The organism is Streptomyces sp. 4N124, from assembly GCF_052245395.1.
Taxonomy (GTDB): Bacteria; Actinomycetota; Actinomycetes; order Streptomycetales; family Streptomycetaceae; genus Streptomyces.
In genome coordinates this window covers 176,127-197,449 of record NZ_JBQQBS010000002.1, presented here as the reverse complement: position 1 = coordinate 197,449, position 21,323 = coordinate 176,127, and the positions used below count along the sequence as shown (strand labels likewise).

The window sequence follows — 21,323 nt, the reverse complement described above, 5'->3', positions numbered from 1 at the left end:
CCGGTTCCCGGCCCGCCCCCGAACTCCCCCTTCGAGTGACATCCCGCCCGACTCCCACCCGACCGCCCACACCAGCGCATAACGTGCGCTGCGCCACGCGCAACGGGGAGGGATCGCGGTGACGGACCAGAACGCACCAGCACGTCAGCGGGGCCGCCACCGCAAACCCCGCCCCCGCAAGCTGCTGCTCGCCGCCGGAGGCCTCGCCGTGGCCGCCGGCGTACTGAGCCTCGTACGCCTGACCCCCGACTCCGACGTCAGCCATCTCGAAACCGCGGAGGCCGAGCCTCGCCCGGATCCGGGCACCGGCCGCAAGACGAACACAGCGGCAACCACGGCGGCCACCCCCACCGCGATCCCGACACCGGCTTCAGCGATGCGCGCCCCCACCACGCCACCCGCCCCCACGAAGCCACACCTCGCACCGCCCACGAGGACAACCCCGACGCCGACGGAAGCGCCCACCACCATCGCCGAGACGCCCGACCACACGCCGACGAAAAGCCCAGCCCCGCAGTCGACGCCCACGCAGCCCACCAACTCCCCGGCCCCCACACCGGATCAGCCGAACATCTGCGTCCCGGTCATCGGCCTGTGCGTAGACGCACTCACCACCAACGACTAACGGAACTGCAGCGCCCCGAAGGGGCGCGGGGAACTGCGCGACCAGCCACAACGCACCCGCAGCCGACACACAACCGTCACCCCGACGGCGCCCGCCGCGTAAGCAACCACGGCTCCACCACACCAAGCCCCCGCACCGGCCGCTGCCACATCGGCTGAAGCGCGAACCGATACGTCGGCGGCTCCTCCCCCTCCTTCTCCGCAGCGGCCGCCGCCTCCGCGGCCTCCGCCTCGGAGGCAGGCGCGTCCCCGGTCCGGATCAGATCCTCCGCGAAGGCGCTGTCGACGAGCACGGCATCACGGGGAGCTATCGACGTAAGCCGGGACGCCAGATTCACGGTCGTACCGAAGACATCGCCCATACGAGTGGTCACCGTGCCGAACGCGATGCCCACCCGGAGCTCCGGCATCGTCTCGTCGTTCGCCATCGTCTCGATCAGACGCAGCGCGATCTCCGCGGCGACCCCCGCATCGTCGGCGCTGTACAGCACCTCGTCCCCGAGCGTCTTGACGAGCCGTCCCCCGTGCGCGGCCACGAGATCGGCGGCGGTGGTCTCGAAGGCCTCGACCAGCTCGCCGAGTTCCTCTTCCTCCATACGGCGGGTCAGCCGCGTGAACCCGACGAGGTCCGCGAAGCCCACGGCAAGGCGCCGGTCGACCATCTCCTCGTCGTCGGCGGCCTGGATGACCCGGCCGGCCGAGGCGGCGAGCTGGCGCCGCCAGACGTAGACGAGGAACTCCTCCAGCTCCGGCAGGAGCAGCTCGATGATCGGGTACGTCACCTCGGTGCGCGTCATGCCGGGCTCGGGCGGCTCGGTCAGGCCCTCCAGGAAGGAGTCGATCTGCCACTCGGCCAGCCGCGCTGTGGTCTGCCCGGTGGAGCGCGCCACCTGCACGGCCATCGCCTCGCTCAGCAGCCCCGCCTCCACGAGACCGGCGAGCCGCCGCAGCGCCAGTACGTCGGCCTCCGTGAGCGCCTTGGCCTGGCCGATGTCGGCGAAGCCCATCGCCCGCCAGAAACGGGAGGCCAGCTCCATCGAGACGCCCGCGCTACGGGCCGCCTGGAAGGGGGTGTAACGCCGTTCCGCGCCGAGGATGAGCTGTTCGAGGCGGAGGGCGAGGGGGTCCTCCCCGGGGTCGGCGGCGTCGGGGTCCCGCCGGTCGTGTGGGTCGCCCCGCTCGATCGAAGCCGAGAGAGCATCCACCCGGCCGTCCGGGTCCCTGCCGGAGCCCGTGTCGTCGACGGTCACGCCTGCTGCCCTTCCGATCTGCCGCGGTCAGGTATCGACCGCGGTCAACTTTACGGCAGATGTGCGCCAGCTCACTCCGTGGCGCCGGATGCTTTGGTGACCGGCGGCTGGGATGGCACCGGCGTTGGTGCCGCTCCTGCTGGGGGCTGCCGCCCCCAGACCGGCACCGAGAAGCACCGCACACCAACCGCATACCAACACGCACCGCACACACCGAACCGTTCACGCCGTTCGCAAGTGAACGATGTCCCCCGCCCCCACCGGCTCCTGCACACCCTCCCCCGTCGCCAGCACCAACCGCCCGTCCCCGTCGATCGCCACCGCCTCTCCGATGATCGACCGATCGCCCGGCAGCTCGGCCCGCACTCTCCTCCCCAATGTCGCGCAGCCCGCCGCATACGTCTCCTGCAGCCCACTCGCGCCCGGATCGCCCCCGGCCGAGCGCCACCGCCCGTACCACTCCTCCAGCGACCGCAGCACGGCCCGCAGCAAGGGGTCCCGGTCCGTCGTCACGGCCCCCGCCAGCGCCAGCGACCCCGCGCCCGGCACGGGCAGCTCGTCCTCGCGCAGGGTGACATTGATGCCGACGCCGACCACCACGCCGTCACCGCCCGCCCGCTCCGCCAGGATTCCGCCGGCCTTGCGTTCCTCGCCACCGACAGTCAGCAGCAGGTCATTGGGCCATTTGAGTGCCGTATCGACACCTGCGGCCCGCGACAGCCCGGACGCCACCGCGACGCCGGTGAGCAGCGGCACCCACCCCCACCGCTCCACGGGCACCTCCGTGGGTGTGAGCAGCACGGAGAAGAAGAGGCCGGAGCGGGCCGGTGCCGTCCACTGCCGGTCGAGGCGCCCGCGCCCGGACGTCTGCTCCTCGGCGACGAGGACCGCCCCCTCGGCCGCCTTGCCCGCGTTCGCCAGGGCCACGAGGTCGGAGTTGGTGGAGCCGGTGCTCGGCACGACCGTCACTTCCGACCACAGCCCGCCCTCCCGCACGAGACCCTTGCGCAGGGCAGTGGCGTTGAGGGGTGGCCGGTCCAGGTCGGACCACCTGCTGCTGTCGTTCGGCTCTGCTGCATCTCGCGGCGTCATGCAAGCCACCCTAGGTGTGGTAAACGCCGCACTGCCGATTGGTAGGCACCCCACTACTCTACGGATGAGTAACCGTCCCCCCTTTTGAGCAGGCAGGGAGCCACATCCCGATGTCCGAGCCGGAAGAGCGTCACGAGATCCAAGAGTCCTCAGGGATCGACATCCACACCACCGCGGGCAAGCTCGCGGATCTCCAGCGCCGCATCGAGGAAGCGACGCACGCCGGCTCCGCACGCGCCGTCGAAAAGCAGCACGCCAAGGGCAAGTTGACGGCCCGTGAGCGGATCGAGCTGCTGCTCGACGAGGGGTCCTTCGTCGAACTCGACGAGTTCGCCCGGCACCGCTCCACCAACTTCGGCCTCGACAAGAACCGGCCGTACGGCGACGGCGTCGTCACCGGATACGGCACCGTCGACGGCCGCCCGGTCGCCGTCTTCTCGCAGGACTTCACCGTCTTCGGCGGCGCCCTCGGCGAGGTCTACGGCCAGAAGATCGTCAAGGTCATGGACTTCGCGCTGAAGACCGGCTGCCCGGTCATCGGCATCAACGACTCCGGCGGCGCCCGCATCCAGGAGGGCGTGGCCTCCCTCGGGGCGTACGGCGAGATCTTCCGCCGGAACACGCACGCCTCCGGCGTGATCCCGCAGATCAGCCTGGTCGTGGGCCCCTGCGCGGGCGGCGCGGTCTACTCCCCCGCGATCACCGACTTCACGATCATGGTCGACCAGACCTCGCACATGTTCATCACCGGCCCGGACGTCATCAAGACGGTCACCGGCGAGGACGTCGGCTTCGAGGAGCTGGGCGGCGCCCGCACCCACAACTCGACCTCGGGCGTGGCCCACCACATGGCCGGGGACGAGAAGGACGCGATCGAGTACATCAAGCAGCTGCTGTCGTACCTGCCGTCCAACAACCTCAGCGAACCCCCGGCCTTCCCGGAGGAGGCGGACCTCGTCCTCACCGACGAGGACCGCGAGCTGGACACGCTCGTCCCCGACAGCGCGAACCAGCCGTACGACATGCACACGGTGATCGAGCACATCCTGGACGACGCCGAGTTCTTCGAGACGCAGCCCCTCTACGCCCCCAACATCCTCACCGGATACGGCCGCGTCGAGGGCCGCCCCGTCGGCATCGTGGCCAACCAGCCGATGCAGTTCGCGGGTTGCCTGGACATCAAGGCCTCCGAAAAGGCCGCCCGCTTCGTCCGCACCTGCGACGCCTTCAACGTCCCGGTCATCACCTTCGTCGACGTCCCCGGCTTCCTCCCGGGCGTCGACCAGGAGCACGACGGCATCATCCGCCGCGGCGCCAAGCTGATCTACGCCTACGCCGAGGCCACCGTCCCCCTGATCACGGTCATCACCCGCAAGGCCTTCGGCGGCGCCTACGACGTCATGGGCTCCAAGCACCTGGGCGCCGACCTCAACCTCGCCTGGCCGACCGCCCAGATCGCCGTCATGGGCGCCCAGGGCGCCGTCAACATCCTGCACCGCCGCACGATCGCCGAGGCGGAGGCCGCCGGAGACGCGGAGGCGACCCGGGCCCGCGTCATCCAGGAGTACGAGGACGCCCTCCTCAACCCCTACATCGCGGCCGAACGCGGCTACGTCGACGCCGTGATCATGCCGTCCGAGACCCGCCGCCACGTCGTACGCGGCCTGCGTCAGCTGCGCACCAAGCGGGAATCCCTGCCCCCGAAGAAGCACGGCAACATCCCCCTCTAGGAGCCGCCATGACGATCAAGGTCGTACGGGGCAACCCCACCCCGGAGGAACTCGCCGCCGCCCTGGCGGTAGTCCGAGCCCACGCCGCGGCGGCAGCAACAGAGCCGCCCGGCGCAGCAACGGGCCCAAGGGACTCCTGGTCGGACCCGGCAAGGCTCGCGGCCCGCCGCGTGCCGCAGCCCGGCCCGACAACTTGGGCACGTACGTACTGGCCCAGCTGAAGGTCTTCAGGGGCGCGGGGCTGTATCAATTTGCGGCTCCGCCGCGTGGGCGCACAGTACCGGAACCGGGGCACCAACTTGAGTACGCATACTCAGGCGCCCCTCCACCGCCCAGCCGCACGCTAGTGCCATGCTGTGGTCCGACCCTGAGAACGAGCCGCCGGAAGAACTGCGTGAAATGCAGACCATGTTGCGGCGGCTCGGCGTTCTCATGGCCCTGGCCATGATCCTGGCGATGTTCGTGATCGGCCTGGGGTGAGCCCCACGGGCACCATCGATACCCTGACCGCATGACCGTTCAGCCGCGCCGCACCCTCGTCCTCGCCTCCCAGTCCCCCGCCCGCCTGAACCTCCTCCGGCAGGCAGGCCTGGACCCCGAAGTGATCGTGAGCGGCGTGGACGAGGACGCCGTCACCGCCCCCACCCCCGCCGAGCTGGCCCTCGCCCTCGCCGAGGCCAAGGCCTCCGTCGTCGCCGCGAAACCGGAGGTCAAAGGCGCGCTGGTGATCGGCTGCGACTCGATCCTCGAGCTGGACGGGCAGGCGCTCGGCAAGCCCGCCGACGCCGAGGAGGCCACCGCCCGCTGGAAGTCGATGCGCGGCCGTGCGGGCACGCTGCAGACCGGGCACTGCATCTACGACACGGCCACCGGCCGGTACGTCTCCGGCGTCGCCTCCACCGTCGTCCGCTTCGGCGAGCCGACCGACGAGGAGATCGCCGCGTACGTCGCCTCGGGCGAACCCCTCTATGTCGCCGGGGCGTTCACGCTCGACGGCCGTTCGGCGCCGTTCATCGACGGCATCGACGGCGACCACGGCAATGTGATCGGCATCAGCCTGCCCCTCGTACGCCGCCTGCTCGCCGAACTCGGCGTGCGGATCACGGAGTTGTGGGCGCCGGCGGAGGACTGACCGGGGAGCCGCCGTCGCCGGGCCTGCTGTCCTCGGGCTCCTGGGCGGCGGGCCGCTCCTCCGCGTCGTACGTCATCAGCAGCAGCACGATGAGTCCGAGCACCAGGACCATGAACAGGAACGCCGGCCAGCCCACCAGGCCCCAGGCGAAGGCGCCCAGCAGGCCGTGCACCACGGCGCCGCTGATCAGCAGGACGCGGCCGAAGCCGGCGGGGCGGCGGTCGCGCAGGGCCACGAGCAGGGCGACCAGTCCGCAGAAGGCGAAGTAGAGGCCGAAGACCACGCCGCCGACCTTCGAGGACACCGACATCATGTCCGGGTCGAGGCCCGCCAGCGACATGTCCTGGCGGTCGACGACGACCCCCAGGAACCAGTTCAGCCCGGCGATGAAGAGCGCCTCCACGAAGAGCACGACCGCCACGACCCATGCCACCGGTCTGCGCACCACCGGTCCCCACCCACTCTCAAGCCGAGCCCTGGTTACCCCAAGTACGTTCGATACACCGTGAACGCTACTAACGGGTAAACCCCGGGACAAGGGTTCGGCGGAGGGCAAAGAATCATTGGGCCATTCGTAGGGACTCCACAAAGAAACAGAGTGGGGCGCAGCACGCTCTCACAGAGACCTTGGCCACATCGGGGGGCTAGGGTTTCCCGGAGGAGTCCTGCGTACCGAGGTGCGACAAGGGATTTCACAGGTCGAGCGAGCCTCGATTCACGCTCCGTGTGGGCAAGCTCACCATTGGGGACGGGTCGAAGTGCCGTGTCGGCAGTCCCTAAACTCGGCTTGTTTCAAGGAGGGAGCCTCAATCGTGCGCAAGGTGCTCATCGCCAACCGTGGCGAAATCGCTGTCCGCGTGGCCCGGGCCTGCCGGGATGCCGGTATCGCGAGCGTGGCCGTATACGCCGACCCGGACCGGGACGCTCTGCATGTCCGCGCCGCGGATGAGGCGTTCGCCCTGGGCGGTGACACCCCGGCGACCAGTTACCTGGACATCGAGAAGGTCCTGAACGCCGCCCGGGAGTCCGGCGCGGACGCGATCCACCCCGGATACGGCTTCCTTTCCGAGAACGCCGAGTTCGCGCAGGCGGTCCTGGACGCGGACCTGATCTGGATCGGCCCGCCGCCGCAGGCCATCCGGGACCTCGGCGACAAGGTCGCCGCCCGGCACATCGCCCAGCGCGCCGGCGCCCCGCTGGTCGCCGGTACGCCCGACCCGGTCTCGGGCGCCGACGAGGTCGTCGCCTTCGCCCAGGAACACGGCCTGCCGATCGCGATCAAGGCCGCCTTCGGTGGCGGCGGTCGCGGTCTGAAGGTCGCGCGGACGCTCGAAGAGGTGCCCGAGCTGTACGAGTCGGCGGTCCGCGAGGCCGTCGCCGCGTTCGGGCGCGGCGAGTGCTTCGTCGAGCGGTACCTGGACAAGCCGCGGCACGTGGAGACGCAGTGCCTGGCCGACACCCACGGCAACGTGGTCGTCGTATCGACCCGTGACTGCTCGCTGCAGCGCCGGCACCAGAAGCTCGTGGAGGAGGCCCCGGCGCCGTTCCTCTCCGAGGCGCAGAACGCCGAGCTGTACCGCGCCTCCAAGGCCATCCTGAAGGAGGCCGGGTACGTCGGCGCGGGCACCGTGGAGTTCCTCGTCGGCGTGGACGGCACGATCTCCTTCCTGGAGGTCAACACCCGGCTCCAGGTCGAGCACCCGGTCACCGAGGAGGTCACCGGCATCGACCTGGTGCGCGAGATGTTCCGCATCGCCGATGGCGAGGCCCTCGGCTACGGTGACCCGCAGCTGCGCGGCCATTCCTTCGAGTTCCGCATCAACGGCGAGGACCCGGGCCGCAACTTCCTCCCGGCGCCGGGCACGGTCACCAGGTTCGACCCGCCGGCCGGTCCGGGCGTCCGCCTGGACGCGGGCGTCGAGTCCGGTTCGGTCATCGGCCCGGCCTGGGACTCGCTGCTCGCCAAGCTGATCGTCACCGGCGCCACCCGCGAGCAGGCCCTCCAGCGGGCCTCCCGTGCGCTGGAGGAGTTCCAGGTCGAGGGCATGGCGACCGCCATCCCGTTCCACCGCGCGGTGGTGAAGGACCCGGCGTTCGCGCCCGAACTCACCGGCAGCCAGGAACCGTTCACGGTCCACACCCGCTGGATCGAGACCGAGTTCGTCAACGAGATCAAGCCCTTCGCCGCCCCCGCCGACGTGGACACGGACGAGGAGCCGGGCCGCGAGACGGTGGTCGTCGAGGTCGGCGGCAAGCGCCTGGAGGTCTCTCTCCCCTCCTCCCTGGGCATGTCCCTGGCCCGCACCGGCCTCGCGGCGGGCGCCAAGCCCAAGCGCCGCGCGGCCAAGAAGTCCGGCCCCGTGGCCTCCGGCGACACCCTTGCCTCCCCGATGCAGGGCACCATCGTCAAGATCGCCGTCGAGGAGGGCCAGGAGGTCAAGGAGGGCGACCTGGTCGTCGTCCTGGAGGCCATGAAGATGGAACAGCCCCTCAACGCCCACAAGACCGGCACCATCAAGGGCCTGTCCGCCGAGGTCGGCGCGTCCATCACCTCCGGCGCCGTGATCTGCGAGATCAAGGACTGAGTCGTACGACATCCTGAAGCGCCCGGCGGAGACCACAGCGGTCGCCCCGCCGGGCGCACTCATGTCCCGATGGCATTCTGGAGAGACGCCCGGGCGGGCGGACGAGAGGACAGGTGGAAGCCATGGCGGCCGCGACCTCACAGGAGACGACCCCGCAGCGCCCCATGCGCGCCGACGCCCGCCGCAACTACGACCGCCTGCTCACCGAGGCCCGCTCCGCCTTCGCCGCCCACGGCACCGACGCCTCCCTGGAAGACGTCGCCCGCCGGGCCGGCGTCGGCATCGGCACCCTCTACCGCCACTTCCCCAACCGCCACGCCCTGCTGAGCGCGGTCTTCGAGGACGGCGTGAGCGACCTGCTGGCGCGGGCCCGCGAGTTGCTGGGCGCCCCGGATCCCTGTACGGCTCTGGTCACCTGGCTACGCGAGATCGTCACCCACGCCGGCGAGTACCGAGGCCTGGCAAAGGCGTTGATGTCCGTCTCCCACGACCACACCTCGGCCCTGGCCCGGTGCAGCGACCCGATGCGAAAGGCAGGACAGGCCTTGCTGACCCGGGCCCAGGAGGCAGGCGCGGTACGCGACGACGTGGCGATCGACGACCTCCTCCAACTGACTCACGCGATCGCACTGGCAGCGGAAGAGACCCCGACAGACCCGAACTTGGCCGACCGATTGCTGCACTTGACACTGAGGGGACTGAAACCCACCCAGGGGCGCGGGGAACTGCGCGAACAACCCCCACACACCCGCAGCCGCGAAACAACCGCAAGCCCTACGGCGATCAGGCGCCCCTAACGCCGCCGCATATCCGCAACCCGCGCCCGCTGCTCGGCCCCCGCTTCACCCAACACCGTGGCCGTACGCAGACCCTGCCCCCCGTTGGGAACACCCCGGCGCGGCCCAGGGAGCGGCACATCCCGACGCTGCTGACGCGCTGGCGCCGACGCCGGCTCACCGCCCCCCGCGTTTCCCGACGCCCCCGCGACAGCGATCTGCACGCCCTGGTCGGCAAGCGCCTGCAACTCCGTGGCCGCACGGTCGTCATGCGCGGGCGGCTCATCCGTCACCAGCCGGGTGATCACATCCGTGGGCACGGTCTGGAACATCGTGTCCGTACCGAGCTTCGTGTGATCGGCGAGGACGACGACCTCCGCCGCCGCCTGCACCAGCGCCCGGTCCACGGACGCCGACAGCATGTTGGACGTGGACAGCCCGCGCTCCGCGGTGAGCCCGCTCCCGGAGAGGAACGCCCGCGACACCCGCAGCCCCTGCAAGGACTGCTCGGCGCCGCTGCCCACCAACGCGTAGTTGGAGCCACGCAGGGTTCCGCCGGTCATCACGACCTCCACCCGGTTGGCATGGGCCAACGCCTGGGCCACCAGGAGGGAGTTGGTGACGACGGTGAGTCCGGGGACCCGGGCGAGCCGGCGGGCCAGCTCCTGTGTGGTGGTACCCGCCCCGACCACGATGGCCTCGCCCTCTTCGACGAGGTTCGCGGCGAGATCGGCGATGGCCGTCTTCTCGGCGGTCGCGAGATGTGATTTCTGCGGAAAGCCGGACTCTCGCGTGAACCCGCCCGGCAATACCGCACCGCCATGCCGGCGGTCGAGGAGTCCTTCTGCCTCCAGTGCGCGCACGTCCCGCCGTACGGTCACTTCGGAGGTCTGGACGACGCGGGCGAGCTCACGGAGCGACACGGCCCCGTTCGCTCGCACCATTTCGAGGATCAATTGGCGACGTTCTGCAGCGAACACGAAACTGACAGTAACCCCAACGACCGTCTGCTTTCAGCAGTTTGCGCCGAATAACAGAAGTTGTTCGCACAGGAAGGCGGGAAGTGGTATAGGGCCTAGTCCCGCCGACTATGCCGTACGAATGCTCGACAACTCCCCGTGACCAGCGGGGAGTCGGTTCAAGCCGTCAGGCGTCGCCGTTCGTCTTGCGGGTGTGGAGCTGGCGGGCCACCTCGGCGATCGACCCCGAAAGGGAGGGGTACACGGTGAACGCGTTCGCGATCTGTTCGACCGTCAGATTGTTGTCGACGGCGATCGAGATGGGATGGATCAGTTCCGAGGCGCGCGGCGCGACGACCACACCGCCCACCACGATGCCGGTGCCCGGGCGGCAGAAGAGCTTGACGAAGCCGTCGCGGATGCCCTGCATCTTGGCGCGCGGGTTGCGCAGCAGCGGCAGCTTGACGGCGACGGCGTCGATCTTGCCGCCGTCGACGTCGGCCTGGGAGTAGCCGACGGTGGCGATCTCGGGGTCGGTGAAGACGTTGGACGAGACCGTCTTCAGATTCAGCGGGGCCACCGCGTCGCCGAGGAAGTGGTACATGGCGATGCGGCCCTGCATGGCGGCGACGGAGGCGAGGGCGAAGACGCCGGTCACGTCACCGGCGGCGTACACGCCCGGGGCGGTCGTACGGGAGACCCTGTCGGTCCAGATGTGACCGGACTCCTTGACCTTCACGCCCGCCTCCTCCAGGCCCATGCCCGCGGAGTTCGGAATGGCACCGACGGCCATCAGACAGTGCGATCCGGTGATCACCCGGCCGTCGGAGAGCGTCACCTCCACCCGGTCCCCGACGCGCTTGGCGGAGGCGGCGCGGGAGCGGGCCATGACGTTCATGCCGCGGCGGCGGAAGACGTCCTCGAGGACGACGGCGGCGTCCGAGTCCTCACCCGGCAGCACGCGGTCGCGGGAGGAGACGAGGGTGACCTTGGAGCCGAGGGCCTGGTAGGCGCCGGCGAACTCGGCGCCGGTGACACCGGAACCGACCACGATGAGCTCCTCGGGCAGCTCGTCGAGGTCGTAGACCTGGGTCCAGTTGAGGATGCGCTCGCCGTCGGGCTGCGCGTCGGGCAGCTCGCGCGGGTGACCGCCGGTGGCGATCAGGACGGCGTCTGCGGTGAGCGTCTCCTCGGTCCCGTCGGCGGCCCGTACGACGACCTTCCGCGAACCGTCGAGGGCCTGCATGCCCTCCAGCCGTCCGCGCCCGCGCAGGACGCGTGCGCCGGCCCGGGTCACGGAGGCGGTGATGTCGTGCGACTGGGCGAGCGCGAGGCGCTTGACACGCCGGTTGACCTTGCCGAGGTCGACGCCGACGACCTGGGCGGGCGTGTCGATGTGCGGGGTGTCGTCGGCGACGATGATGCCCAGTTCTTCGTACGAGGAGTCGAAGGTGGTCATCACCTCGGCCGTGGCGATCAGGGTCTTCGACGGCACGCAGTCGGTGAGCACCGACGCGCCGCCCAGACCGTCGCAGTCGACGACGGTCACCTCCGCGCCGAGCTGCGCGGCCACCAGCGCCGCTTCATATCCGCCGGGTCCGCCACCGATGATCACGATCCGAGTCACGTACTCCATTGTCCCGCACGCTTGAGGGTGGTCCTGCCCTGGGGGGCCGCCCGAGATACCACTGTTACGGGAGGGGCGGCCGATGCGGCTGCCGTACGCTCGACCCATGTCGCTCTACGCCGCCTACGCCGGCAATCTCGACGCGCGGTTGATGACCCGCCGCGCACCGTACTCGCCGATGCGCGCCACCGGCTGGCTGAACGGGTGGCGGCTGACCTTCGGCGGCGAGCAGATGGGCTGGGAAGGCGCGCTCGCGACCATCGTCGAGGACCCCATGGAGCAGGTCTTCGTGGCGCTGTACGAGATCGCGCCGATGGACGAGGAGTCCCTGGACCGCTGGGTGGGCGTCGGCCTCGGCGTCTACCGCCGGGCCCGCGTGCGCGTGGTCACGCTGGACGGCGAGGAGCCGGCCTGGGTGTACGTCCTGAACGGCTACGAGGGCGGCCTGCCGTCGGCCCGCTATCTGGGCGAGATCGCCGACGCCGCCGAGTCGGCCGGGGCGCCGCACGACTATGTGATGGAGCTGCGCAAGCGGCCCTGCTGAGCGCCTGGCCGAGCACCTCACCGACCGCCTCGCCGCGGCCGACTTCGTCGGAAACAACAAGACAACGATCGCCATCCCGTGAGCTCTGTCATCTACGCGCGTAGGCCCGGACCGGCTACCCTCATGCGCGTGAACGCATCTCTTCTTCCGGACGACATCCAGGACGACCCCTACGCCGCCGCTGACGCCGCCGCCGCGCGGCTGCGCGAGCTCACCGGCGCCGAGACCCACGACGTCGCCCTGGTGATGGGCTCCGGCTGGGCACCGGCCGTGGACGCCCTCGGCGTACCCGACGCCGAGTTCCAGGTCACCGAGCTGCCCGGCTTCCCGCCGCCGGCGGTGGAGGGCCACGGCGGCAAGGTCCGCTCGTACAAGATCGGGCACAAGCGGACGCTGGTCTTCCTTGGGCGTACGCACTACTACGAGGGCCGGGGCGTGGCCGCCGTCGCGCACGGCGTCCGTACGGCGGTGGCGGCCGGCAGCAAGACGGTCGTCCTCACCAACGGCTGCGGCGGTCTGCGCGAGGGCATGCGGCCCGGGCAGCCGGTCCTCATCAGCGACCACATCAACCTCACCGCGACCTCCCCGATCGTCGGCGCGAACTTCGTCGACCTCACCGATCTGTACTCGCCGCGCCTGCGCGCCCTGTGCAAGGAGATCGACCCCACGCTGGAAGAGGGCGTCTACGCCCAGTTCCCCGGACCGCACTACGAGACTCCGGCGGAGATCCGTATGGCCCGGGTCATCGGCGCGGACCTGGTGGGCATGTCGACGGTGCTGGAGGCCATCGCGGCGCGTGAGGCCGGTGCCGAGGTGCTGGGCATCTCGCTCGTGACGAACCTCGCGGCGGGTATGACGGGGGAGCCGCTGAACCACGAGGAGGTTCTGCAGGCGGGAAGGGACAGCGCGACACAGATGGGGTCGCTGCTGGCACAGGTGCTGGGCCGGCTGTAAGGCGGTTTTCGCCCCCGCCGCCCCTACCCGTCCCATCCCTGGGGGCTGCGCCCCCAGACCCCCGCTTCGGCCTGAACGGCCTCGTCCTCAAACGCCGGACGGGCTGGGTAAGTCAGCCCCTCCGGCGTTTGAGGAGCGGGGGTCCAGGGGGCGGAGCCCCCTGGCGGGGTCGAAGGGGCGGAGCCCCTTCAGGATGGGACGGGTAGGGGCGGCGGGGGCGAGAACAATGCGGGTCAGTACACCAGCGCCTGTGTCTCGTCCCCCAACGCCTCCTGTACGAACACCTGCGCCCCCGCGATCCGCACGCCCTCGATGACGTCCTTCTCCGTGATGTCCCGGCGGGCGGCGCACTGTGTGCACAGGGTGACGCGGCCGCCCGCGAGGAGGGAGTCGAGGAGGTCGGGGAGCGGGGCGGCATGGGGGAGTTCGAACTCGGCGGCGCGGCCGGGAAGGGCGAACCACGCGGATTCCCCGGTCAGCCAGAGGGAGACCTCGACACCGCTGGCGACGGCCACCGCCGCCACCGTGAACGCCTGCGAGCACCGCTCGGGAGCATCGGCCCCCGCCGTCACCTTGATCACGAGCTTCTTCGCCATGCCCGAATCGTAATCAACTCCCTTACAACTCCGTCCGCTGACCAAGAGTCCCTGTGAGCGCGCATACGGAATGCGCACTTACGTTCTGTGGGGGGACGTCTTGGAAGTACCTGAAGAAGTGGCCGACACCCGGATCGGACCCCGGCCCCGCCGCCGCGGCCGTACGGCCCTGCTGATCGCCGGCGCCGCCGCCCTCGGCCTGGTCGCCGGTACCTGCGCCGGCTACCTCGTACAGGCCTACCGCGAGCCGACGAAGCTGCCCTCGCTCTCCCAGCCGACGCTGCCGCAGGCGAAGGGCGAGGCACCCGAGCCGCTGTCCGCCGCCCAGGACCGCCGGGCGAAGACCGACGGCGACCTGCGCAAGCTGCTGCTGAAGAAGCCGGCCGGCGCGCAGGACGCCGACTGGCTGCCCGACGACGGCTGGATGGACCTGGCCGCCTACGCCGACACCTACGAGAAGCCGGACCGGATGTTCGGCGACCTCATCGGCGACGAGTTCCGCCGGGCGGCCGTCACCGGCTGGGAGTCCGGTACGACCACGCTGGAGATCCGGCTGGTCCAGTTCCGCCAGGAGGAGGCCCTCGCGGCCGCCGGCTCGGTGGACAACAGCCGGCACTGGGCGGACGCCGAGGGCGCCACCGAGAGCTGGACCCTCCCCGGCACCGGGAACGGCATGGCGTACGTCCACACCGAGCCCGAGCGCGAGGCCGGTTACCTGCCGGTGTACAGCGCGGAGGCCCACGCCTGGCGCGGCGACATCGCCATGGAGATCTGGGTCTACGGCGCCGAGCCGATCAGCAAGAAGAAGATCATGGACCTCGCAAAGCGGCAGATGGAGCGGCTGTGACCGAGAACCAGAACGAGCCGGTGCCGAGCGCGCCGACCGGCCAGTCCGGCCCGCCCGGCGAGGTCTCCGTGCCGGCACCCGTCTTCGTACCGCCGCCCGCCAGGAAGCCCGTCCTCCGGCGCCGTATCGCCGCAGTGACCGGCTCCCTCGTCGTGGCCGGTGCCCTCGTCACCGGCGTCGGCTACACCGCGGTGACCGTGAACGACGCCGACCGTGCCGCCGGCGCCCCCGTCTGGACGTTCCCGAAGACCACGGCCGAGGACGCGAAGGCGGCCACCGCCAAGGGGCTCGCCGGTCTGCTCGTGCCGTACGGCACCGACGGCTGGACCCGCGGCCCCGACCTCGGCGAGTTCGGCTCCGACGCCGAGCTCAGCGGCGCCCAGGCGACCGCCCTGCGCAAGGAGTCGCTCGCCGACCTGCCCCGCACCCAGCGCAGGCAGCTGGAGAAGGAGATCGACCGGCAGCGCGTCAAGGGCATGGCGATGCGCAGCTACCTCAACCAGGAGCCCTACGTCCTCAGCGAGAACGACCACATCTACGCGGTGAGCATCGTGCTGGCGCAGATGGAGAGCCGGGCGGCCGTGCGGGACCTGGCCACGTACCAGAACGAGTTCCTCGACGCCCTGGACATCTTCCGCAAGGGCCCCGAGGTCAAGGGCCACAAGAACGCCCAGTGCTTCCTGCCGCCCGAGGACGACGACACGGACCTCGACACCATGTACTGCTCCGCCTACCAGGGCGACGTCCTGGTCACCGCCACCGCCGACGGCGTCAAGCCACTCGACACCAAGGGAGTCGCGATGCTCCTCGCCGAGCAGCTCGACCGCATCGCCGAACCGGGGGAGGCGGTATGACCGAGCAGCCCCGGACCACGGAACCGACTCAGTCCCAGGAGCGGCCGCAGCCCCTCCTGCCCCCGCCGCCCCCCGCGGCCCCGCCCCTCACCCCGCTCCAGCCCTACGGCCCGCCCCCGGTACCCCCCGCGCCCAAGGACCGCCGGATCCTGCGTGCCGTACTGCGCTGGACCGCCGCCGTGGCGGTCTTCGCGGCGGTCGGGGCGTCGGCGGCGTACGGGATCACGCGGATGGAGCGGACGGACGTACCGGGACTGGCGACGGAGTCGGACGGCCGGTGGGACTACCCGCAGCTGGCGAAACCGCCGCTGCCCTCCGGCAGCCCCGGGCCCTTCGCCGAGGCCAACAAGGCCGGCGCGCACCACGCCGATCTGCGGGCCCTCGTGCTGCCCGCGCCCACGGGCGCCACGGAGGACAAGGCGCTGCGCGGCGAGGACGGCTGGCTGGCGACGAAGGACTTCCTGGCGGCGTACGAGAAGGTGGAGCGCGAGGAGTTCGCGCAGGAGCTGACCGACAACGGCCTCAGGCACATCGCGGCCCGCGGCTGGACCACCGGCGACGGCACGCACACGCGGATCCACCTTCTCCAGTTCGACACCGCGGCCGTGGTGGACGAGCTGTTCACGACCACCGCCCCGTCCAGCGGCCCCAACCGTCTGTTGCGCGGCGTCGGGGCGTCGATCTTCGACGAGGACTTCCCGCAGGCGGCCCCGGTCGACCAGATCCAGCGCTCGGTGTACGTGGAGACGAAGCCGTACGGCGCCGAGCACGTCCGGCACGCGTACCTGGCCGCGGGTGACGTCCTCGCCGTGATCGTCCAGTCCCGGAAGGGCGCGGCCGAGGCGGTTCCGTTCCAGCAGACGGTGATCCTGCAGAGCCAGCTGCTCGGGTGACCCCCGCGAGGGGCGTACCTCGCGGAGAGCGCCGGGCCCCGGCCGCGTAAGCTGGGGCCCGGTCTTGTGCAACGCGTACTCTCGCTCACCGAGGAGCATTCCGTGGAGATCTTCTTCGAAGTCCTGCTGGCCCTTGTCTGCGTCGGCGTTCTCGCCTTCGCCGGGCTGACCGTGAAGAAGCTGTACCAGGGCCAGCGCTGACCCCCACCGAGGAATTGCCCCGCTCATGATCGAGATCCCGTCCGACCTCCACAAGGACCTGGTCCCCCTTGCCTTCCTGCTCGGCGACTGGGCCGGCGCAGGCGTGCACGACTTCCCCGGCGCCGAGAAGTGCAACTTCGGCCAGGAGGTCTCCTTCAGCCATGACGGCCGGGACTTCCTGGAGTACCGGTCCCACACCTGGGTGCTGGACAACGACGGGAACAAGGTCCGTCCGCTGGAGTCCGAGAGCGGCTACTGGCGTATCGACGCCGACCGCAAGGTCGAGGTCACGATGGTCCGCGACGACGGCGTCGTCGAGATCTGGTACGGCGACCTGGCCGCCAAGAAGCCCCAGATCGACCTCGTGACGGACGCGGTGGCACGGACCGGCGCCTCCCGCCCGTACACCGGTGGCAAGCGCCTCTACGGCTATGTGAAGAGCGACCTCATGTGGGTCGGCGAGAAGCAGACCCCCGAGGTCGAGCTGCGACCGTACATGTCGGCGCATCTGAAGAAGGTCGTCACCCCGGAGGACGTCGAGCGCTGGGCCAAGGCCCTCCCGGACGACATGCCTGACGACGGGATCGCCTTCTTCAAGTAGGCCTCTTCCGAAGTGGCTCTAGACTCGTCGGTGTGGTGAGCACCGACTGGAAGAGCGATCTGCGGCAGCGCGGCTACCGGCTGACCCCGCAGCGGCAACTCGTGCTCGAAGCCGTGGACACCCTTGAGCACGCGACCCCCGACGACATCCTCGTGGAAGTGCGGAAGACGGCGTCGGGGGTCAATATCTCGACGGTGTACCGGACCCTGGAGCTGCTCGAGGAGCTCGGGCTGGTCAGCCACGCCCACCTGGGGCACGGGGCGCCCACGTACCACCTCGCCGACCGGCACCATCACATCCACCTCGTCTGCCGTGACTGCACGAACGTCATCGAGGCCGATGTCTCCGTGGCCGCCGAGTTCACCGCCAAGCTGCGCGAGACGTTCGGCTTCGACACGGACATGAAGCACTTCGCGATCTTCGGCCGGTGTCGCGACTGCACCCTCAAGAATTCAACTACCAATTCGTAGGGTCGTAGGCTTGGTCCCATGAAGAGCCCTCTGCTGACTCTGCCCGGCGCCGTCCCCGCCGAGGGCGTGGACGAAGGCGTCGCCGCCCACTACGGCGATCTGTTCCGCGAGCAGCGCGCCCTCGCCGACGGCACCGGCTTCGTCGACCTCTCGCACCGCGGTGTCGTCACCGTCACCGGCGAGGACCGGCTGAGCTGGCTGCACCTGCTGCTCACCCAGCACATCACCGACCTGCCCGCGGGCGAGGCCACCGAAGCGCTGATCCTGTCGGCGCACGGCCACATCGAGCACGCGCTGTACCTGGTCGACGACGGATCGACGACCTGGGCCCACATCGAGCCCGACACCCAGGACGCGCTGCTCGCGTACCTGGAGTCGATGAAGTTCTTCTACCGGGTCGAAGTCGCCGACCGGACGGGCGAGTTCGCGGTCGTCCACCTGCCCGCCGGTTCGATCGCGGAGGTGCCGGAGGGCGTCGTCGTACGCGAGACGGCGTACGGCCGTGATCTCTTCCTGCCGCGCGCGGACCTGGAGTCGTACGCCGAGAAGGCCGGCCCGGCGGCCGGGATCCTGGCGTACGAGGCCCTCCGCGTCGAGCACCACCGCCCCCGCCTCGGCTTCGAGACCGACCACCGCACCATCCCGCACGAGCTGGGCTGGATCGGTACGGCCGTGCATCTGCAGAAGGGCTGCTACCGCGGCCAGGAGACGGTCGCCCGCGTGCAGAACCTGGGCAAGCCCCCGCGCCGCCTGGTCTTCCTCCACCTGGACGGCAGTGAGGTGCACCTGCCGCCGCACGGCACGGAGCTCCGGCTCGCGGACGACGGGCCCGACGGGCGCAAGATCGGTTTCGTGACGACGTCCGTACGCCATCACGAGCTGGGGCCGGTCGCGCTGGCGCTGGTGAAGCGGAACGTGCCGGTGGACGCGCGGCTGGTGGCGGATGCGACGGCCGCGGCGCAGGAAGCGGTCGTAGCGCCCTGAGGTCCTAGATCTCCAGGAGCACGGTGAACGGGCCGTCGTTCGTCAGATTCACCCGCATCCGCGCACCGAAGCGGCCCGTCTGCACCGTCGCCCCCAGGGCGCGCAGCTGGGCGACGACCTCGTCGACGAGGGGCTCGGCGATGTCGCCGGGGGCGGCGGCGTTCCAGGTGGGCCGACGGCCCTTGCGGGCGTCGCCGTACAGCGTGAACTGGCTGATGACGAGGAGCGGGGCGTCGATGTCGCTGCACGACTTCTCGTCCTGCAGCATGCGGATCGACCAGAGCTTGCGGGCGAGTTGGGCGGCCTTCTCCTTGGTGTCCTCGTGGGTGACGCCGACCAGGACGCACAGCCCTTCGCCGATGATCTCCCCGACCGTCTCACCGTCGACCACGACGCTCGCGCCGTCCACCCTCTGCACCACTGCACGCATGCACCCATGATGCCTTGCGGTCACGAGTGGCCCGCGGGCGGCTGCATGCTACTGCGTATCGCTCCTTAACCCCCCATCTGGGGCCGATCGGGGGCACTCATTCACATACTGGCCACTTGGGGTGGCACGATGCTTCCACACGCCGGTCGAGGGGACGGTTGAGGCAGATGAGCACACCGAGTACGGGGCAGCCGCCGACGGTCAGCGCGGCGGACGTCGCGCGTCTGCGGCCGCCCACGCAGCGCACCGACAGTCCGAGCCCAAGCCTGTGGCCGCAGCTGGCCGCCGAGCCGGCCGAGCCCGACCTGGCCGCGCTGAGCCTGCCGGAGCTGCGCACACTGCGCCGGGACGCACAGCGGGACGAGGCGGACCTGAGCTATGTACGGCGGCTGCTGCAGGGCCGCATCGACATCCTGCGGGCGGAACTGGCGCGACGCGGCCCCGCCGGGCAGGCGTCCGTCGTCGACCGCCTGCCGGAGATCCTCACCGACGCCCCGGCCCGCCACCGCTCCTCCGCCCGCCATGTGACGCTGGGGACGCCGCACAGCGAGGAGTACCGGCAGCTGGCCGCCGACATGCTCGCCGAGGTCGAACTCTCCGACCTCGGCGCCCGCACCGACCTCGAACTCAACACCGCCATGGGCCGCCTCGTCCGCTACGAGCAGCAGGTCTCCCACCGCCGCCAGCGCCTCCAGCGCACCGCCGACGACTGCAGCGGCGAGATCGCCCGCCGGTACCGGGAGGGCGAGGCACAGGTGGACGATCTGCTGACGTGACGCGGGGGGCGCGGGGGGTGCGGGAGGTGCGGGCAAAACCCCGCGACACCCTCACCGTCGTATGCCTACCGTGATCCCATGACCCGCCGCGCCGACATCGACGTCCGTCCGATCACCGAAGCCGAGTTCCCGGACTGGCTGCGGGCGGTGAACACCGGGTTCCTGCGGCGGCCGACGCCGCCGGAGGAGGAGGTCGAGGTCCGTCGCCGCCGGTTCGAAGCCGGGCGTTTTCTCGGGGGCTTCGACGGGGGTCGGTGTGTCGCCACGTTCCGGTCGTTCGCGCAGGAGCTGACGGCGGTCGGTGGTACGCCGGTCCCGGCCGACGCCATCTCGGCCGTCACCGTCACCGCCACTCACCGGCGCCGGGGTCTGCTGACCCGGATGATGGACCGGGATCTCGCCGCGGCGAAGGAGCGGGGCGATGTGGTGGCGACCTTGATCGCCGCCGAGTACCCGATCTACGGACGGTACGGCTTCGGGCCCGCCACCTGGATGAGTGAGTGGACCGTCGACGTACCGCGGGCCGGCCTGGACCCGCGGTGGGCGGGGCCGGAGGACGGCGGACGTATCGACCTCGTCGACGGCGAAGACGTGCGCAAGCTGGGCCCCGAGCTGCATGAGCGGCTGCGGCGGAGCCGGCCCGGCGCCGTCAGCCGCGAAGACCTGTGGTGGCAACTCAACACCGGCGCCGTACGCTTCGACGAGTCGTGGACCGAGCCCCACTTCGCCGTGTACCGGTCGGCGGCCGGCGAGGTCGAGGGGCTTGTGTCGTACCGGTCGGACGACAACTGGCACGACAAGCAGCCGCACAACACCGCCCAGGTGGACTGGCTGATCACCACCACCCCGGGGGCCGAACGGGCCCTGTGGCGCTACCTCTGCTCCATCGACTGGATCACGACGGTGAAGAGCGGGTGGCGGGCGCCGGACGATCTGCTGCCGTTCCTGCTTCCCGATCCGCGTGCCGCCCGGATCGCCGGGCTGTCGGACTGGCTGTGGGTGCGGATCCTCGATGTCGTACGGGCCCTGGAGGCGCGGACGTACGACGGGGAGGGGTCGCTCGTCGTCGACGTACGGGATGCGGGCGGGTTCTGCGGCGGGCGGTACCGGCTCGATGCCTCGCCGGAGGGGGCCGGCTGTGCGCCCACCACCGCCTCCGCCGAACTCACGCTTGACGTCGGCGAGTTGGCGGCCCTGTGGCTGGGCGACGAGTCCGCCGTACGGCTTGCCGCGCTCGGGCGGGTCCAGGAAGAACGAGCGGGCGCCGCCAAGATGGCCGACGCCCTGCTGCGTACGTCCAGGCGGCCTTGGTGCCCGGACATGTTCTGAGGTCTCCTTCCTGCCGACGACGACGGACCATTCATCCGTAGCTGTGCTCTTCAGTTGTGGGTGCTCTTC

Annotated in this window: 24 protein-coding genes; 17 read left to right on the top strand and 7 right to left on the bottom strand. The window is 70.6% G+C overall.

From position 1 onward, the window contains the following. The first annotated feature begins 118 nt into the window (after window positions 1-118). Window positions 119-625, top strand: a complete 507-nt coding sequence (locus tag ACTWQO_RS02970; protein ID WP_443235596.1) for a hypothetical protein — start codon at window positions 119-121, stop codon at window positions 623-625. Window positions 626-701: 76 nt separating this feature from the next. Here the strand turns inward: ACTWQO_RS02970 and ACTWQO_RS02965 are convergent, their stop codons facing one another. Next, window positions 702-1,874 (bottom strand): adenylate/guanylate cyclase domain-containing protein, encoded by a 1,173-nt coding sequence (locus tag ACTWQO_RS02965; protein WP_443235595.1) that lies wholly within the window; start codon window positions 1,872-1,874, stop codon window positions 702-704. 222 nt (window positions 1,875-2,096) lie between these two features. Then, window positions 2,097-2,966 carry a biotin--[acetyl-CoA-carboxylase] ligase gene (locus tag ACTWQO_RS02960; RefSeq protein WP_443235594.1) on the bottom strand — a complete coding sequence of 290 codons (870 nt, stop codon included), beginning with the start codon at window positions 2,964-2,966 and terminating at the stop codon, window positions 2,097-2,099. A gap of 110 nt (window positions 2,967-3,076) precedes the next feature. Here ACTWQO_RS02960 and ACTWQO_RS02955 point away from each other — a divergent pair, with 110 nt between their 5' ends. The 4 genes from ACTWQO_RS02955 (at window position 3,077) to ACTWQO_RS02940 (ending at window position 5,828) form a co-directional block, all read left to right on the top strand. Then, window positions 3,077-4,696 carry an acyl-CoA carboxylase subunit beta gene (locus ACTWQO_RS02955; protein WP_328358059.1) on the top strand — a complete coding sequence of 540 codons (1,620 nt, stop codon included), beginning with the start codon at window positions 3,077-3,079 and terminating at the stop codon, window positions 4,694-4,696. 8 nt (window positions 4,697-4,704) lie between these two features. Beyond that, window positions 4,705-4,917 carry an acyl-CoA carboxylase epsilon subunit gene (locus ACTWQO_RS02950; protein ID WP_443235593.1) on the top strand — a complete coding sequence of 71 codons (213 nt, stop codon included), beginning with the start codon at window positions 4,705-4,707 and terminating at the stop codon, window positions 4,915-4,917. Window positions 4,918-5,047: 130 nt separating this feature from the next. After that, window positions 5,048-5,176 carry a morphogenic membrane protein MmpB gene (gene mmpB, locus ACTWQO_RS02945; RefSeq protein ID WP_443235592.1) on the top strand — a complete coding sequence of 43 codons (129 nt, stop codon included), beginning with the start codon at window positions 5,048-5,050 and terminating at the stop codon, window positions 5,174-5,176. Between the two features lie 31 nt (window positions 5,177-5,207). Next, entirely contained in the window at window positions 5,208-5,828 is a 621-nt protein-coding gene (locus ACTWQO_RS02940; RefSeq protein ID WP_443235591.1) for a Maf family protein, read from the top strand. Here ACTWQO_RS02940 and ACTWQO_RS02935 read toward each other — a convergent pair. Beyond that, window positions 5,797-6,276: a hypothetical protein gene (locus tag ACTWQO_RS02935; RefSeq protein WP_443235590.1), complete on the bottom strand. Its 480-nt coding sequence runs from the start codon at window positions 6,274-6,276 to the stop codon at window positions 5,797-5,799. The genes ACTWQO_RS02940 and ACTWQO_RS02935 overlap by 32 nt on opposite strands. A 364-nt stretch (window positions 6,277-6,640) precedes the next feature. Here ACTWQO_RS02935 and ACTWQO_RS02930 point away from each other — a divergent pair, with 364 nt between their 5' ends. Together ACTWQO_RS02930 and ACTWQO_RS02925 are read left to right on the top strand one after the other, a co-directional pair. Continuing rightward, window positions 6,641-8,413 carry an acetyl/propionyl/methylcrotonyl-CoA carboxylase subunit alpha gene (locus tag ACTWQO_RS02930; protein WP_443235589.1) on the top strand — a complete coding sequence of 591 codons (1,773 nt, stop codon included), beginning with the start codon at window positions 6,641-6,643 and terminating at the stop codon, window positions 8,411-8,413. A gap of 164 nt (window positions 8,414-8,577) precedes the next feature. Then, window positions 8,578-9,210, top strand: a complete 633-nt coding sequence (locus tag ACTWQO_RS02925) for a TetR/AcrR family transcriptional regulator (protein WP_443235749.1) — start codon at window positions 8,578-8,580, stop codon at window positions 9,208-9,210. On the opposite strand, the gene ACTWQO_RS02920 is transcribed toward ACTWQO_RS02925, so the two are convergent. Both ACTWQO_RS02920 and ACTWQO_RS02915 read right to left on the bottom strand, forming a co-directional pair. Next, on the bottom strand, window positions 9,207-10,169 hold the full coding sequence (locus ACTWQO_RS02920; RefSeq protein ID WP_443235588.1) for a DeoR/GlpR family DNA-binding transcription regulator: 963 nt from the start codon (window positions 10,167-10,169) through the stop codon (window positions 9,207-9,209). The genes ACTWQO_RS02925 and ACTWQO_RS02920 overlap by 4 nt on opposite strands. Window positions 10,170-10,335: 166 nt before the next feature. Continuing rightward, the gene (locus ACTWQO_RS02915; protein WP_443235587.1) at window positions 10,336-11,784 is read right to left on the bottom strand and encodes an NAD(P)H-quinone dehydrogenase; all 1,449 of its coding nucleotides are present in this window, start codon (window positions 11,782-11,784) and stop codon (window positions 10,336-10,338) included. 97 nt (window positions 11,785-11,881) lie between these two features. Between ACTWQO_RS02915 and ACTWQO_RS02910 the strand changes: the two genes are divergently transcribed. Further along, on the top strand, window positions 11,882-12,319 hold the full coding sequence (locus ACTWQO_RS02910) for a gamma-glutamylcyclotransferase (protein WP_443235586.1): 438 nt from the start codon (window positions 11,882-11,884) through the stop codon (window positions 12,317-12,319). A 129-nt stretch (window positions 12,320-12,448) separates the two neighbouring features. Beyond that, complete coding sequence (locus tag ACTWQO_RS02905; protein ID WP_443235585.1) at window positions 12,449-13,273, top strand: purine-nucleoside phosphorylase; 825 nt, start codon at window positions 12,449-12,451, stop codon at window positions 13,271-13,273. Window positions 13,274-13,506: 233 nt separating this feature from the next. Here ACTWQO_RS02905 and ACTWQO_RS02900 read toward each other — a convergent pair whose 3' ends face one another. Continuing rightward, a complete protein-coding gene (locus tag ACTWQO_RS02900; protein WP_004000117.1) occupies window positions 13,507-13,869 on the bottom strand; it encodes a DsrE family protein in 363 nt (120 codons plus the stop codon). A gap of 100 nt (window positions 13,870-13,969) precedes the next feature. On the opposite strand from ACTWQO_RS02900, the gene ACTWQO_RS02895 reads away from it, so the two are divergent. The 6 genes from ACTWQO_RS02895 to ygfZ all read left to right on the top strand — a co-directional run bounded on the left by ACTWQO_RS02895 (window position 13,970) and on the right by ygfZ (window position 18,719). After that, window positions 13,970-14,716, top strand: coding sequence for a hypothetical protein (locus ACTWQO_RS02895; protein WP_443235584.1), 747 nt, complete (start codon window positions 13,970-13,972; stop codon window positions 14,714-14,716). Next, window positions 14,713-15,570, top strand: coding sequence for a hypothetical protein (locus ACTWQO_RS02890; protein WP_443235583.1), 858 nt, complete (start codon window positions 14,713-14,715; stop codon window positions 15,568-15,570). Before ACTWQO_RS02895 ends, ACTWQO_RS02890 begins: the two co-directional genes overlap by 4 nt. Then, on the top strand, window positions 15,567-16,463 hold the full coding sequence (locus tag ACTWQO_RS02885; protein ID WP_443235582.1) for a hypothetical protein: 897 nt from the start codon (window positions 15,567-15,569) through the stop codon (window positions 16,461-16,463). The genes ACTWQO_RS02890 and ACTWQO_RS02885 overlap by 4 nt, the downstream gene beginning before the upstream one ends. A gap of 226 nt (window positions 16,464-16,689) precedes the next feature. Further along, entirely contained in the window at window positions 16,690-17,265 is a 576-nt protein-coding gene (locus ACTWQO_RS02880; RefSeq protein WP_443235581.1) for an FABP family protein, read from the top strand. A gap of 32 nt (window positions 17,266-17,297) precedes the next feature. Next, on the top strand, window positions 17,298-17,735 hold the full coding sequence (locus ACTWQO_RS02875) for a Fur family transcriptional regulator (RefSeq protein ID WP_210577745.1): 438 nt from the start codon (window positions 17,298-17,300) through the stop codon (window positions 17,733-17,735). A gap of 18 nt (window positions 17,736-17,753) precedes the next feature. Continuing rightward, window positions 17,754-18,719, top strand: coding sequence for a CAF17-like 4Fe-4S cluster assembly/insertion protein YgfZ (gene ygfZ, locus ACTWQO_RS02870; protein ID WP_443235580.1), 966 nt, complete (start codon window positions 17,754-17,756; stop codon window positions 18,717-18,719). A 4-nt stretch (window positions 18,720-18,723) separates the two neighbouring features. Here the strand turns inward: ygfZ and dtd are convergent, their stop codons facing one another. Continuing rightward, window positions 18,724-19,149 carry a D-aminoacyl-tRNA deacylase gene (gene dtd / locus ACTWQO_RS02865; protein ID WP_328362084.1) on the bottom strand — a complete coding sequence of 142 codons (426 nt, stop codon included), beginning with the start codon at window positions 19,147-19,149 and terminating at the stop codon, window positions 18,724-18,726. Window positions 19,150-19,316: 167 nt separating this feature from the next. Between dtd and ACTWQO_RS02860 the strand changes: the two genes are divergently transcribed. Together ACTWQO_RS02860 and ACTWQO_RS02855 are read left to right on the top strand one after the other, a co-directional pair. Then, complete coding sequence (locus tag ACTWQO_RS02860) at window positions 19,317-19,925, top strand: RsiG family protein (protein WP_301982081.1); 609 nt, start codon at window positions 19,317-19,319, stop codon at window positions 19,923-19,925. A gap of 78 nt (window positions 19,926-20,003) precedes the next feature. Beyond that, window positions 20,004-21,254: a GNAT family N-acetyltransferase gene (locus tag ACTWQO_RS02855; RefSeq protein ID WP_443235579.1), complete on the top strand. Its 1,251-nt coding sequence runs from the start codon at window positions 20,004-20,006 to the stop codon at window positions 21,252-21,254. The last annotated feature ends 69 nt before the right edge of the window (window positions 21,255-21,323 follow it).